Origin of the sequence: Exiguobacterium sp. SH5S13 (assembly GCF_004337085.1) — a bacterium.
Lineage (GTDB): Bacteria > Bacillota > Bacilli > Exiguobacteriales > Exiguobacteriaceae > Exiguobacterium > Exiguobacterium aurantiacum_A.
The window spans coordinates 1-12,456 of record NZ_SJUS01000028.1 but is presented as its reverse complement, the minus strand read 5'-3'; the positions used below and the strand labels follow the sequence as shown (position 1 = coordinate 12,456).

Here is a 12,456-nt window from a genome sequence, read left to right as displayed (position 1 = left end):
TTTGAGGCACCACAATATTTGACCGCAAGGAATATTAGAATGCATGTCCTGAAAGTGTTTATTTACAATTGTCCTTGTATTAAATCGGGGTGGGAATCATTCCCCGACCATCCCATCGTTGTCGTTGTCGCGCATATAGGGATAGAGCCAATGGTCGCTCATGATCGGCATGCTGAAGCCGGCATCTTTCGCCTCTTTGATCGTCACTTGACCGTTGCCGTTCGTGTCCACGCTCGAGACATCACCTTCGGATTCGGTTGTAGTTTGGGCTTCCGGTTCGCTTTCTGTCAGACCGAGTGCCTCGTTCACCTCGTCCGGGTTGACGTTATCGAACGAATCGACGACAATATTCCCTTTTACCGTATACGTGTATTGATAATGGGACGGGATTTGCGTGCTCGTGTCTGGATACGTGATGATTGCCTCGAAGTCAGTCGCACCCCCGGCCTTTCGGATGACGTCTTCCATATAGGCCTGATCCCCGTATCGGTTGAGCGTGCTCTCCTGCGGTGTGATGTTGTAGGCGTTCGAGACGCCACCTAGTGAGTCGGCGATGACGTGACCCTCATCGAGCTCGCTGTGTTCGACGCCCGGGACATTCGCCTCGTCATGGTAATAGCGACCATTCGACGTCACGTCTTCCGTGTCGTCGTTTTGTAAGAGGATTTTCTCAGCCACCACTCGCACAAGCTGCCCATGCTCGTTTGTGAACGCCCAATACTCGCGTTCCCCATAACCGATATCGACGACGACGTTCGCCTCACGATATCCGGATAAGTCCCCACCATCGACCTCGATCAGTTTGTAGCCTGAGAACAGATCACTGTTCGAATTCGTGGTCGTCTCTTCTGTCTTGACGGTTTTTTCGGAAACAGGTTCGGCAGTCGTCTCATCTTTGTTCGTTTCAGCCGTCTCGGTGACTATTTCCTCTTGTGGAGCGATTTCTTCCACGTTCTCATTTTTGGAAGACGTGTCTTCACTGGTACAACCGGCCATCAGTAGTACGGCCAAAGGTAGGGATAAATAAGTGAATTTCATTTTTTGCTCCTTCGTACATGATATGTATACATGTATGTACGTAGACAGATCCTACATACACATCAATCCAATTATATCCTCTGCATCCTCACAATGCGCCAATCCTTCAAGTTTTGGGCTTCCATATGGTTTGTGACCCGTTCAATCATTCTCATTTTTTCGGTCTGAGAAAAATTGAAGGCATCTTCCGATAGTTCCAACTCGACCTCGAGAGTGACTTTGACCTTCTTTTTTCGTTTGTCGAATCGCTGAAGCAGGTAATGCTCAAGTTCGTCTATAATTTCCGCGTCATCGATACCATCAGAGGATTTCAAAGCGATATTCAACCAAGGATTGAGTCGATCGATGTATTCTTCGAGTTCTTGTGGCAGCGCATTTAAGTATTTCCAAAGGTGATCGAATCGTAATATGTCCGTCTTGTGAAACAGTCTAATCCACTCTTGAAGTCTCATAAGATAACTCCTTTTTGATTTAAGTGTATCTCGTGTTTTGTGCGACAAACAGTGACGGGTTTGTGTACAAATCGAATACGGTTCTTGAAAACCCTAGGAGGTGTTGCACATGAAACTCCGTTCATTAAATAAAAACCATAATCATTTTTGTGTCTGGTAGTGCTTAGTATTTAGAAGCTATTTAACAAATAACGGATTATAATAAAGGTGTGTTGGATAATTTTACAATATTTTTAAAGTGGAGTGATAAAAGATGAATAAATTGATTAAAATCGGGAGTGCCGTTCTATTTAGTGGAGCATTGTTGTTGTCACCTTACGGGGAAGCGTCGGCCGCTGCGAGTATTAAAGTCCATTACATCGATGTCGGACAGGGAGACGCCATCTACATCAAGATGCCAAGCGGTGAGGACGTCATCATCGACGGCGGGAACAAAGGGAAGGGTGACGCTATCGTCGCCTATCTCAAGAAACAAAAAGTGGACGACATCGAGGTGTTGATTTCGACGCATCCGGACGCCGACCATATCGGCGGATTGGACGAGATTCTGGACGCCTATCGTGTCGAGAACATCTACGCGCCGAAAGTGAAGCACACGACCCAGGCCTATAAAGACTTCCTTCAAGCCGTCAAACGAGAAGGGAAGACCATTAAGACCGCTCAGATGGGTGTCTCACTACCAATCAAAGGTGTGAATGCGAAGTTTGTCGGACCGGTCAAAGCCTACTCGAACAGCGACTTGAACAACTGGAGTGCTGTCCTTCATGTGACGTATAAGAAGAACACGTTCTTGTTCACAGGGGACGCGGAACACGTATCCGAGAAGGACATGATAGCGAAGAAACAGGCACTCCGTGCGGATGTCTTAAAGGTGGGCCATCACGGTGCTAAGACGTCGACGAGCAGCACGTTCCTCAATACGGTAAAACCGAAGCATGCGATCATCAGTGTCGGGAAGAACAGCTACGGCCATCCGACTTCCGAAGTGGTAACGAACTTGAAACGTCAAAAAGTGAATACGCTTCGCACAGACAAGAACGGCACAATCATCATCACGGGGAACGGATCGAGTTACGCCGTGAAAAAATCCAAATGAATCGAAGAAGAGGAATCATCGACCGCTTTGAAGGAGACTTGGCTGTCGTCGAATTCGGGGAAGTGATGGAGGACATCCCAAAGTCACGACTCCCTGACGTGGTTCAACCTGGTGACGTACTTTGGTTTTATGAAGATGGGAGAATCGAAGTAGATGCAGAGGAAAAGCAACGATTATCGAAAGAAATCGATGAGTTGATGGACGAGCTTTGGGAAAAATAAAAGGGGGTAGTAACGAATGATGTTTACGGAGGAATTATTAAATAAATATGCACTTCCTTTGAGTGAAACTGAAGAACAGCAATGTAAAAACGCTATAAGAATGGTGGTTGATGCAATCAAACCTTTAGGATTCGAAGAAACACGGTCTACGATATCACCTATGGTTCCCGATACACCATCTTTTTTTCAAGAACTTAAATCCCTCGGAGGGACAAGAAGAATAAAAGTTTTTGTTCAAGGTTCATATGCTAACAACACGAATGTTAGAACGCAGAGTGACGTGGACATAGCAATAGTTGAAGAGAATATTTTTATCACCAAATATAGAGAGGGAGGTAATGACTCAGCCTATGGTTTTGAAGTTGTAAAACCAAGAGTTCTCACATTTAAAGATGAAATTGAAGAGCTTTTCAAACGTAAATTTCCAGGGGATGTAGAAAGAAAGAACAAATCAATAAAAATTAACGGTAATACTTATAGGAAAGACGCGGACGGTGTTCCGTGTAAAAGATATAAGGATTTTAGTAAGGACTATTGGAATGACCCTGAGAATTACGTGAAGGGAATCATCATATTTGCAGATGACGGTGAAAGAATAGTTAATTATCCAGAGCAACATATCGCTAACGGGAAGGAAAAAAACGTTGCAACTAACTATTATTATAAAAAAATGGTGAGGATTATAAAGAAAATGCGTTTACTTATGCAAGAATCTAAAGTCCAATCTGCAGAAAATGTGAGCTCTTTTGCTTTAGAATCTTTAATGTGGAACATTCCAACAGATGAATATTTAGAGCTTGCTGAATATAGAAAAGTGTATATGTTTGATAGGCTGGTAGATTATTTAAATGCCAATATTCGTGATTTGCCAATTTACAAAGAAGCCAACGGAATAAAAGATTTATGCCTGGACGTCCAAAAATTAAATCAGCTATCTGACTTTATTCGTGACTTAAGAAAGTTTTATAACTATCAGTAATTAGAAATTTCCGGAGGGATTGTATGTATAATAGAAATTTATACTATAAAATTTGGTTTATTATAGGCGGTGCAATCTCTTTCATATTAGTCCTACTCAAAGGCATTAGTATCAATTTTAAAGATTTAGTCCCGTTACTGGGAATTCTTTTTACTGCATCAGGAATAACATTAGTATTTGAACAATTAGTTTTCAAAAGGATTTTATGGATTAAAAAACCTCATTGGTTTTACTCTTGGCTTTGTCCCATACCTTATCTTGGAGGAGAATGGACAGGCGAATTAATTTCCTCGTACACTAATCCTGAAACTGAAAAAGAAATTGCGCCTATAAAAGCCAAGCTGAAAATCATTCATAAGTTTGATTGTATTGAAGTTAGAATGGATACAGAGAACATTCATAGCGTTAGTGTAGTAAGTGATATTTTGGTAGTAAATGACGAAACAAAATATCTATACTACACTTACCGTGCAGAACCCGATTATGACAGAGGACAAAATCGAATTCACGAAGGGACAGTGAAATTAAGAATTGAATTTGATAAAAATAAAAAAACAATTTTAAACGGAACTTACTTTACAAATAGAGAAACCATTGGGAAAATGCGTTTTCAAAAAACTACTTAAAATTTTTGTAGCTCAACTTTCAAAAGCATGAAGATTGAGCCACAAAAATACTAGTATCTTTATAGTTCCATATTTAATAATGGTGTTTTTTGAAATTCTCCTTTCTCTTTATCAAGAAGTGTACTGTACCAATGTTCTTGAATCGATTTTAGAAGTGGATTCTCTAATCGTTTGTTTTTTTCAAGGTCGTGTAATGGGTGTGCAGTTCTCTCAGGGTCGAAGTGACCACTGACCAATGGCAAATTCGGGAAGGCGATTGTGTAGGCGACAATCGCATCTTCACAAAAGTCATGATTATTGGCGACGCCGAAGGCCTGGAACCCGAATCCTTTATCGTGAATATACATGAGCGGCTCATCGACGCGACCCATCTTCAGGTTCGTCTCAAGGGCCGCTTTTGCGTTCAGATAAGGCTCCACTTCCTCGGGGAATACACTTTGTACGGCATGCACCCGTTCATAGAGACTGAGTTCAGCGTCCTTCCAACCCATACGCCGATCTAGTTGTTCAAGGTAATTGAGTGGGATTTGTTCCTTGTCTTGCTCCAACTTATGCATCTTCTCTAAGTGTGACTCGATATGGTCAATAAAAGTCGCGGACGTCTGATGGACTTCCTGCAACAGCTGTTCCTTATCGAGCAGTTCCTTGTCTTTCGTCCAACCGGCCAAGTAAGACAGTGAGAAATCGTCCGTCGGGAATCCAAGTTGATGCGAGACGACGTAGGCGACCATCTCGGCCTGGAACTCCTTCTCGGGTGCCGTGAGCGGTTTGTCTCGTTCGAGGTTCCGCTCTTGGTTGTGCAGCTCCGCGTGCGCGAGCTCGTGGATCAGGACGGTGATGTCCTCAATCGATGTGTTCCGTGGATTCAAGGCGATCGAATGTAGCTCCGGATAGTAACAGCCCTTCGCTGTTCCGATCTCGTCGAGCGGTTCCTCCAATAGTGTCACATTCCGGGCATCCGCGATCGTCGTCAAGGCGTCACGGATGTCTTGTTCGTTTTCCAGCCCTCCGTCCCGGTGATACCGTTTGAAGATGTCCGAGACCTCGATTCCTTTCTCGCGTGCGTCGGTCTGCGTGTACTCGAACACGTGACCGATCTTGAAGTACATCATCTTACGTGACGGGACGCGTCCTTGCTTTACGCCGTCTTTGACCGGCTTCGGTGCCTTGCTGAGTGGTACCCATTCATCTTTGTGCAGGGCATACGTCACCGGATTCGGGACGAACACCTTGATGCCACGCTCACCTTTTTGGACCTGTGCGCCTTGCTTCTCCCAGAACGGATAAGAGCCAACCGCGACCGCTCCGGGGAATTGGGACTCGATCAAGACCGCGTTCCGCATCGAGTATTGATGGAACTTGCCGAGAAACTGGAGATGTTCCCGGATTTTCTCCGGACTCTCAAAATAGCTGTCAATCTGTTTCCCCATCTGTTTCGTCAATGCTTCGAGCTCGGCTTTCCGTTCTTCGTTCGTCTTCATCTTGGCCATCGTGTCAGACTCCTTCCTTCAACAAGTCAGTGACAGATTCTTCAGTATCCGCGAATTCATTCAGTTCACGTTCGAGTTGTGGCGAGGTTTCTGGGATGTCGAGTAACAACCCTGTCCGCTCGAAATTGACGGGAAGCAAGACGATCTCGTCTTGCGCGATGGGGGTCAAAAGTTGGTGCTCGGAAACGGACACCGGGATGTCATACCGTTTTCCATAGATGAGGACCGTGACGATATCGGGTTGAAGCGTCAACAGTTGTCCCATCGTAAAGGGGCGTTCAAGTGGTCGCATAGGATTCATCCTCTCTCAAAAGTTAATGTGTCCTTCTTCTGTTTTTGATGCTCGATGCGTTCCTGGACGATACGTTCCGCCGTCGCAAGGAACGTCGGCTTGAACTGGTCCGTCGTCATGATGTCCTCGATACCCTCGGTCTGCATGAGCGCCTGCAGGAGCTCTGTCAGGATCTGTCCGTGACGGTCGGAGCGGTTCGCGGCGAGCCGGATGCGCTCGAGTTCTGTCGACACCTGCTCGTTCATCAACTTCTCGATATGATGTGAGACCTGTGTGCTGATCGAGCGGGTGAGGAACTGCAGGTCCCACTTCTCGTCGGCCAGTTGTTTATGTTTGTCTGCGATGTGGTCGATGACCTGACCGAGGTGGCCGAAGCGTTTGTCGTCGGCGAACTCTTCTAAATACGCGACCGTCTCCGGCTTTAATCGAAGACGGATCTGTCTCAACTCTTCCATCGTCCTCCCTCACTTTCCATATTCGATATCCCGTTCCAGTTGTTCATATGCACGCTGATTTTTCAGGTGTTCGAACTCGTCGCTCATGTGCCGCTCGATCCGGTAGAGTGATTCGTTGAATATCTTTTGTTGTTTGAATGTGCGTCGCACCGGATGTTTAGGGGCTTCACTTTTCACAAGCGCCGCCTGTTCTTTTGACAAGTCTCGCATCTCGGAGAGGATGGCATTCCCCATCCGGGTATAGAGGTCCTGTCGCTTCGTCGTCCGGTACCGCTCGGTCTTCTCCGTGTCGCCGTAGCTCCGACGATGGAACGACACCTCCTGCTCGAGCCGCTCGTTGAAGGCTTGGAACTCCTGTTTAAAGTAGGTATCGATGTAGCGGTCGGTTAGACGATCGAGTGATTCCCGGAGTGGTTGCATCCCGTTCATGTTGTAATGCCACTGACGTTTGTCTTCAGGTAAGCGTTCATAGATATCCTTGAATTGACGGACGAGATCGGGATGCAGGACACGGTTCGAGAGCGTTTGGATCTTCCGGTTCCGTTTATGGGCGACCAGTTCGTTGCGGATGAATGCGTTCAGTTTCTCCTGTTCTTTCGTCCGGTCAGCGAGGGAATGGATGACCCTCGATTTCATCAGCTCGATTGATTTCGGTTTGCGTCTACCGCGCTCGCGCATGTGGCTCGTCTCGACGATGGCGACATGCACGTGGATGTTGTCGGTGTTGTAGTGCACGGCGCCGGTCCAATAGGCGTGGACCATCTTTTCTTTTTGGAGCATCGCCTCGACCGCGTTCCGTGTCGCCTGGATCAATCGTTTCTCGTCGACGAGGTCATCATGGAGCGCACCGGTCTCGCGTAGCCAGGCGTTGTCGAACGAGATGACGTCTTGCCAGAGGATGCTCCCGTTCTCTTGCGCATGCTTGAAGATGTCACGGACGGTGCGGCGCTTTTCGTCATTCAATCGGTCGTTCTCGCGTGTGAACAGACCGCTCGATTTCGTCTCGTCTTCCATGTAATCATGGTACGTCTCGAACTGTTCGCGGCTATCTTTCGCGTCCGGACGGTTGATGTAGTCGAGGTACGTCGTGTACCGACGCGACTTCTTTTTCGTGCCCGGCACCTTGAACTTCGACTTGATAACGACACCCGGCGTCTCACGCATCCTGCATCACCTCGCTCAACAACCGGGTCACCTGGGCGAGCTCGTCCGCGCTCCGTTTCAAGTGGAGCGTGTTCGCCTCGAGCTGTCGTTCGAGCCGCTCGACCTGCGTCGATTGGATGCCGTTCGCGCACCAGGAAGCGAGCAGTTCTTTCAAATATTGTTGCCTAGAGCGGTTGTGTTCCTTCGCCCATTCATCGATCTGCTTCACGATGACGGGGTCGATGTCGCGGAGTAACAGATCCATCTGCCTGACCACCTTTCTAGAGGTTATATATTGCCGACGTCCTAAAAAACCGTTCAAAGAGCATAAGGGGAAACTGCTATCACTTGTCGTGATAGCCCAGGCAGAGCCTGGGGTTTCCGTGATATCATCAAAAGTCCGAAAATGGCACGAAATGTGCCAGCGAAACCAGCGATTTGGCACGAAATGTGCCACTTAAATCGACAGTTCCCGGAGCCGGACGCGCAGTTTGTCTTGCTTTTCTTCGAGCGCTTTGACGGACTGTTCGAGCTTTTCGAGTTCAAGTGTGAGCTCGTCACGCTTCCGACCGAGGTCGAAGATTTCGTTCTCCTGTTCGACCTGTTCGTCGAGCGAGAGGTAGGGAAGTTCGCCTTCGAGCTCCTCTTTGTCACGGTCGAGTCGCTTGATCTGTTGTCGCTGTACTTCGACCGACTGCTGCGCTTTTTCTAACTGGCGCTCGGTCTCTGTGAGCTCGTCCTCGACGAATAGTCTCGTGGAGTATGTCTCGTCAGATGAACTGTGGTTCGCCTGTTCGATGGTCCGACGGTCGGCATAGAGTGACGTCAATAGACCGTTCTCCCGTTCCTCATGTGTGAGTGCGTCGATTGATTGTGACGCATCCAATCCGTAGATCCGGACGGCGAGTTGGTCGAAATCGTTCGGCACGTTCTCTAATTCGAGCACGTATTGATCGTTCCGTTTGTAGAGCAACACAACCTCCTTCTCAGAATCTGGACGTGCCTTATAGACGGAACGAAAGACATGATCGTTCGTGTTACCTGGTGCGTCATCAAGTGAGAGGCGGATGCGCATCGTCCGTTTATCCATGTCATAACTCCAGGCATGAAGCGTCACGACCTCGCCATTCGAGAGGCGGATTGCCTCGTTGACCGGCGTCTCATTGACCGGCACTTCCTCGGCAAAGAAGAACGACGAGGTGCCGAAAAAGAGGAAACCGATGACAAAGAATACGCCGAGTCCGAGGTAGAACCGGGAGACGTTCTGGGTGAGACGGCGTCGCGTTTTCGGTCGCATCTAGATCCCTCCTTTCGGTGTCAAATCTTCCATCGCGGTGACGACTAAACGTCCGTCGATGGACTCGAACGTCAGGGCCAACAGTTCTTGCGTCGTCTCTTCATAACCCGTCTCGGTGATCACCAGGTCTTGTTCGAATCGCACGAGACAATCTTCTCCGGAGGCAGAAGGGAACACCTCGATGTCACGGACGGTCGTCTCGAACGTGCCGACGTCACTCCCGTCAGCGGCAAAGAGCGTGGCCGCGAGTTCCTCCGACATGACATCTTTCGCTTGTCGTTTTTGGGTCGTGAAACTGTCCTTCGTGACAGTGAAGGCGTACTCGACGAAGCGCGTCGCGCGTGTCGTCAGCTCCTCCATTCGTTCCGTCTCCGTCGAAGCGACGACTGGTTCAGTGTCCGACGGCATATCTTCGGAAGTGACTGACTTAGAGGGAACGGTGCTCTCGTTTTGTGTCTCACTCGTGTTCGAGGTATGTGCCGCTGGTGCCACGCGTTGATAAAAAAAGATGTTCGCCGCGAGTGAAATAAGAAGTAGTACTCCGAACAGATACGCGAGGTGACGTGCGGTGAAGTTCATTTTTCCTCCTCCTTTCCATACATCCATGACTCAAAATCCGAAGACCGGGGCGGGGTCGATATGACCGGACCATTCGCTCGTCTTGATTTCGAAATGCAGATGGTTCCCGCTCGAGCGGCCGGTCGTGCCGCAGTACCCGAGCGCCTGCCCGGCGTCGATTTGTTGTCCCGTCTGGACGCCGAGACGACTCAGGTGCGCGTACGCCGTGATGTAGTTGTCGTGCCGGACTTGGACGAGATTGCCGTATGGTCCGCGGTTCCCGCTATAGATGACGGTGCCACTTTTGACCGCGTGGATCGTGTCGGACGAGGTGCAACTGAAGTCGATCCCGGTGTGATTGTCTCGTTGTCCGAAGACGACGCGCCAGCCGAAACGCGATGTCACGTTGAGCGGGATGGCGAGAGGGGAACGTAACCCCGACAACAGTTCTTTCGTGATGACCCCGTCGGAAACTGCGACCGGCGCGAGGTATTTCAACACTGCATCGATATACTCGATGTCGCCGTAACAGGCGCCGTGCTGGACCGCGCTCGGGCGATGGCAACGGTAGATGCCGGTGTGTTTCACGCGCTGATACATCATTTGGGAGAACGAGATGGCGAGCTCTTTCGAGTAGCGTCCGCCGTTCTGTTGGACATAGTCAATAAAGCCGCCGCCGAAGTTGTAACTCTGTAACGTGAGCTGCACATCCCGGTTCGCCCGTTCGAAGACGGAGGCAAAATGTTCGACGCCGTAGACGATGCTTTCCTCGGGGGAGGTGATGCAACCGATCCGTCCGCACTTTGATTCGCTCGCCTGCATCGGATCGTTCCCACGCCCACCGCTCTCCTGCATCATGAGCGCGAGCACGAGGTTCGTCTGGTCGGCCATGCCATGCTTCGTCAGTTCCGATTCGACCAAGTCCCGGTATTGGAGTACCTGGTCGCTCACTTGAAGACCGCCGGCCGTGTCGAACGTGACGTCGGTCGGTTGTTCGTTCTGGACACCCGTGAGCGTATCGAGGATCCCGACGATGAGGATGACAAGGAACAACACGAGTACCGAAATCCCGAGTAGGATGAGTCGCCACTTGAGCGTCGCGAGCTGCCATTTCGCCGTGATGGCGAAGCGAGCGGTCCGTTTCGCGGCCGCCCACATCAGGCACCTCCACCGAACAAAGCGAGTTCTTCGGGCGCGACGTCGACGTCAAAGATGAGGTTCTGAACGCCAGAGATACTGAGGACGACGCGTCCGGTCTCGAGTGAGGGGATGATGCGCATCTCGGAGTTCGAGAGCTGGCCGTCGAACACCGTCTGGATGATCGGGATGCTTTCCGCGTCCTGTTCGCCGATGATCTTGTATTGCGTGAGCTGGAAGAGTGACTTGACGTTCTCCGCGTTCTCGGACTTCGATCCGGCCGGAACGAAGTCGGTGATCAGGTGCGACACGAAGAAGATGCCGCCGAAATACTTGCGTGCCTCGCGCATGCAACGTTGCAGATACAGGATGGCCGGCTGGGCGATGTCGCGTGTGTTGATCAAGTGGTGCGCTTCGTCGATGACGATGAGATATTTGCATGCCTCCTCGGTCCGGAGCACGCCCTGGTTATAGGCTTTCAGTTGACTCGAGCCGTTGGCGATCATCCCGTCCCACAGCATGTTCATCAAGGAGAACACCTGCGCCTGAAACACCTCGTCGCGTAGGCTCGTCAGGTTCCGGAGCGGGAACGAGACGATGAGCTCTTCGTCGAACCGGTCGATTGAGGAGTGCCCGTCGAAGATGTTGCCGTAGTTATGGACGAGGTTCGTGATAGCGAGCTCGATGTTCTCGAGACGCCGGACCCGGTTCAGACTGATGGCCTCCTTGATCGAGGTGCGCGTGTCGTCCGTGTAGAGCTCACGACGCACAAGTGTTAAGAAGTCGGAGAATGTCGGGTACCGGTTCGCCGGATGCGTCGTGATCGGCAGTTCGCCCTGTTCGTCCCAGAGCCCGTGCCGGACGTACAGATCCCGAAGCAGGATTTCGAACTCGTTCGTCTCTTCTTGTGTCGCCGCCGGATTGATGTAGTGATAGAATACGGCCATCTTCGACAAGTGCTGCATGAACGAGAGCGCCTCGTTGGCGCTGCCGTCATTGTTCGTCACTGTCTTATAGACATGGAGCGGGTTGATGAGCCCGGCCGACCCGTCGAGCGCAATCTCTTTCCCGCCGAGTTGGCGCACAAGATCCGAGAACTCGCCCGTGACGTCGAGGATGCGGATCTTGTTGCCCTTGATCGCCTGGTCGAGCACCGTCTTCTTCAATAGTGTCGACTTTCCTGATCCCATCTTGCCGATCATGAGCGCGTTATAGAACTTGCGCTGTTTGTCCTTATGGAACAGGTCGAAGATGACGCTGCCGTTCGTATCGGTCGTCCCGTAATACGTGCCGGTCGCGTCCTGGAGCGACGTGAAATGGAACGGATAGCCGCCGGCGATGGAGAGGGACGGGATCTCTTTCCCACGGCGCCGGTTCGGTAGTCTCTGTTGCTGGTCATAGCTCGTGAACAGACTCTGCCACTCCCATTCCTGTTCGTTCAGGAAGATCGTCGAACGGAAGTTCCGGGCCTCGAGCTCTTCCATCACTTCCTGCACCTTTATCTCGAGCGCGTCGAGCGTTTTTGCCTTCACATAGAGACGCAGATGCAGATATTTCATCGTCTCGCCTTGGGTGATCTGTTCGTAGAGCTCGTTCAGCTCCTTATACGTCTCCCGGGCGTCGATGCGGTCGATGTTGTCCTTCGCGTTCTCGAAGCGTGTGTTCTGTTCGG

The 12,456-nt window shown here is 50.2% G+C and carries 15 protein-coding genes; 4 read left to right on the top strand and 11 right to left on the bottom strand.

Annotated features, from left to right (window positions below; genetic code table 11):
• Positions 1 to 96 precede the first annotated feature (96 nt).
• Both EVJ30_RS12925 and EVJ30_RS12920 read right to left on the bottom strand, forming a co-directional pair.
• Entirely contained in the window at positions 97 to 1,038 is a 942-nt protein-coding gene (locus EVJ30_RS12925; RefSeq protein ID WP_131469382.1) for a DNA/RNA non-specific endonuclease, read from the bottom strand.
• A 71-nt stretch (positions 1,039 to 1,109) separates the two neighbouring features.
• Entirely contained in the window at positions 1,110 to 1,490 is a 381-nt protein-coding gene (locus EVJ30_RS12920; protein ID WP_131469380.1) for a hypothetical protein, read from the bottom strand.
• 253 nt (positions 1,491 to 1,743) lie between these two features.
• Between EVJ30_RS12920 and EVJ30_RS12915 the strand changes: the two genes are divergently transcribed.
• From EVJ30_RS12915 to EVJ30_RS12900, 4 genes are read left to right on the top strand one after another with little or no spacing between them, the layout of a single operon-like run.
• Positions 1,744 to 2,586: a ComEC/Rec2 family competence protein gene (locus EVJ30_RS12915; RefSeq protein ID WP_131469379.1), complete on the top strand. Its 843-nt coding sequence runs from the start codon at positions 1,744 to 1,746 to the stop codon at positions 2,584 to 2,586.
• Positions 2,583 to 2,807: a DUF3006 domain-containing protein gene (locus EVJ30_RS12910; protein ID WP_131469378.1), complete on the top strand. Its 225-nt coding sequence runs from the start codon at positions 2,583 to 2,585 to the stop codon at positions 2,805 to 2,807. The genes EVJ30_RS12915 and EVJ30_RS12910 overlap by 4 nt, the downstream gene beginning before the upstream one ends.
• Before the next feature lie 16 nt (positions 2,808 to 2,823).
• On the top strand, positions 2,824 to 3,786 hold the full coding sequence (locus EVJ30_RS12905; RefSeq protein ID WP_131469376.1) for a nucleotidyltransferase domain-containing protein: 963 nt from the start codon (positions 2,824 to 2,826) through the stop codon (positions 3,784 to 3,786).
• Positions 3,787 to 3,809: 23 nt separating this feature from the next.
• Positions 3,810 to 4,412, top strand: coding sequence for a Cap15 family cyclic dinucleotide receptor domain-containing protein (locus EVJ30_RS12900; protein WP_131469374.1), 603 nt, complete (start codon positions 3,810 to 3,812; stop codon positions 4,410 to 4,412).
• 59 nt (positions 4,413 to 4,471) lie between these two features.
• Here the strand turns inward: EVJ30_RS12900 and EVJ30_RS12895 are convergent, their stop codons facing one another.
• The 9 genes from EVJ30_RS12895 to EVJ30_RS12855 form a co-directional block, all read right to left on the bottom strand.
• Positions 4,472 to 5,902 carry an ImmA/IrrE family metallo-endopeptidase gene (locus EVJ30_RS12895; protein ID WP_131469373.1) on the bottom strand — a complete coding sequence of 477 codons (1,431 nt, stop codon included), beginning with the start codon at positions 5,900 to 5,902 and terminating at the stop codon, positions 4,472 to 4,474.
• Positions 5,903 to 5,906: 4 nt separating this feature from the next.
• Positions 5,907 to 6,194 (bottom strand): hypothetical protein, encoded by a 288-nt coding sequence (locus EVJ30_RS12890; protein WP_131469371.1) that lies wholly within the window; start codon positions 6,192 to 6,194, stop codon positions 5,907 to 5,909.
• A 5-nt stretch (positions 6,195 to 6,199) separates the two neighbouring features.
• Positions 6,200 to 6,649 carry a hypothetical protein gene (locus tag EVJ30_RS12885; RefSeq protein ID WP_131469370.1) on the bottom strand — a complete coding sequence of 150 codons (450 nt, stop codon included), beginning with the start codon at positions 6,647 to 6,649 and terminating at the stop codon, positions 6,200 to 6,202.
• 9 nt (positions 6,650 to 6,658) lie between these two features.
• Complete coding sequence (gene mobP2 / locus EVJ30_RS12880) at positions 6,659 to 7,813, bottom strand: MobP2 family relaxase (RefSeq protein WP_131469367.1); 1,155 nt, start codon at positions 7,811 to 7,813, stop codon at positions 6,659 to 6,661.
• Entirely contained in the window at positions 7,806 to 8,057 is a 252-nt protein-coding gene (locus EVJ30_RS12875) for a hypothetical protein (RefSeq protein WP_131469365.1), read from the bottom strand. Before EVJ30_RS12875 ends, mobP2 begins: the two co-directional genes overlap by 8 nt.
• A gap of 192 nt (positions 8,058 to 8,249) precedes the next feature.
• Positions 8,250 to 9,089, bottom strand: a complete 840-nt coding sequence (locus EVJ30_RS12870; protein WP_131469362.1) for a coiled-coil domain-containing protein — start codon at positions 9,087 to 9,089, stop codon at positions 8,250 to 8,252.
• Positions 9,090 to 9,668, bottom strand: a complete 579-nt coding sequence (locus EVJ30_RS12865; RefSeq protein WP_131469359.1) for a hypothetical protein — start codon at positions 9,666 to 9,668, stop codon at positions 9,090 to 9,092.
• A 30-nt stretch (positions 9,669 to 9,698) separates the two neighbouring features.
• Positions 9,699 to 10,805: a lysozyme family protein gene (locus EVJ30_RS12860; RefSeq protein WP_131469356.1), complete on the bottom strand. Its 1,107-nt coding sequence runs from the start codon at positions 10,803 to 10,805 to the stop codon at positions 9,699 to 9,701.
• Positions 10,805 to 12,456, bottom strand: a 1,652-nt coding sequence (locus tag EVJ30_RS12855) for a VirB4 family type IV secretion system protein (RefSeq protein ID WP_370250992.1), incomplete at its 5' end; no start/stop codon positions are given. The genes EVJ30_RS12855 and EVJ30_RS12860, both read right to left, overlap by 1 nt.

What these genes read in the sequence shown, in the direction of transcription:
- EVJ30_RS12865 (WP_131469359.1), bottom strand. Translation starts at nt 9,668, where the DNA reads ATGAACTTCACCGCACGTCACCTCGCGTATCTGTTCGGAGTACTACTT.
- EVJ30_RS12915 (WP_131469379.1), top strand. Translation starts at nt 1,744, where the DNA reads ATGAATAAATTGATTAAAATCGGGAGTGCCGTTCTATTTAGTGGAGCA.
- EVJ30_RS12920 (WP_131469380.1), bottom strand. Translation starts at nt 1,490, where the DNA reads ATGAGACTTCAAGAGTGGATTAGACTGTTTCACAAGACGGACATATTA.
- EVJ30_RS12875 (WP_131469365.1), bottom strand. Translation starts at nt 8,057, where the DNA reads ATGGATCTGTTACTCCGCGACATCGACCCCGTCATCGTGAAGCAGATC.
- EVJ30_RS12870 (WP_131469362.1), bottom strand. Translation starts at nt 9,089, where the DNA reads ATGCGACCGAAAACGCGACGCCGTCTCACCCAGAACGTCTCCCGGTTC.
- EVJ30_RS12885 (WP_131469370.1), bottom strand. Translation starts at nt 6,649, where the DNA reads ATGGAAGAGTTGAGACAGATCCGTCTTCGATTAAAGCCGGAGACGGTC.
- EVJ30_RS12905 (WP_131469376.1), top strand. Translation starts at nt 2,824, where the DNA reads ATGATGTTTACGGAGGAATTATTAAATAAATATGCACTTCCTTTGAGT.
- EVJ30_RS12900 (WP_131469374.1), top strand. Translation starts at nt 3,810, where the DNA reads ATGTATAATAGAAATTTATACTATAAAATTTGGTTTATTATAGGCGGT.
- mobP2 (WP_131469367.1), bottom strand. Translation starts at nt 7,813, where the DNA reads ATGCGTGAGACGCCGGGTGTCGTTATCAAGTCGAAGTTCAAGGTGCCG.
- EVJ30_RS12890 (WP_131469371.1), bottom strand. Translation starts at nt 6,194, where the DNA reads ATGCGACCACTTGAACGCCCCTTTACGATGGGACAACTGTTGACGCTT.
- EVJ30_RS12860 (WP_131469356.1), bottom strand. Translation starts at nt 10,805, where the DNA reads ATGTGGGCGGCCGCGAAACGGACCGCTCGCTTCGCCATCACGGCGAAA.
- EVJ30_RS12910 (WP_131469378.1), top strand. Translation starts at nt 2,583, where the DNA reads ATGAATCGAAGAAGAGGAATCATCGACCGCTTTGAAGGAGACTTGGCT.
- EVJ30_RS12895 (WP_131469373.1), bottom strand. Translation starts at nt 5,902, where the DNA reads ATGGCCAAGATGAAGACGAACGAAGAACGGAAAGCCGAGCTCGAAGCA.
- EVJ30_RS12925 (WP_131469382.1), bottom strand. Translation starts at nt 1,038, where the DNA reads ATGAAATTCACTTATTTATCCCTACCTTTGGCCGTACTACTGATGGCC.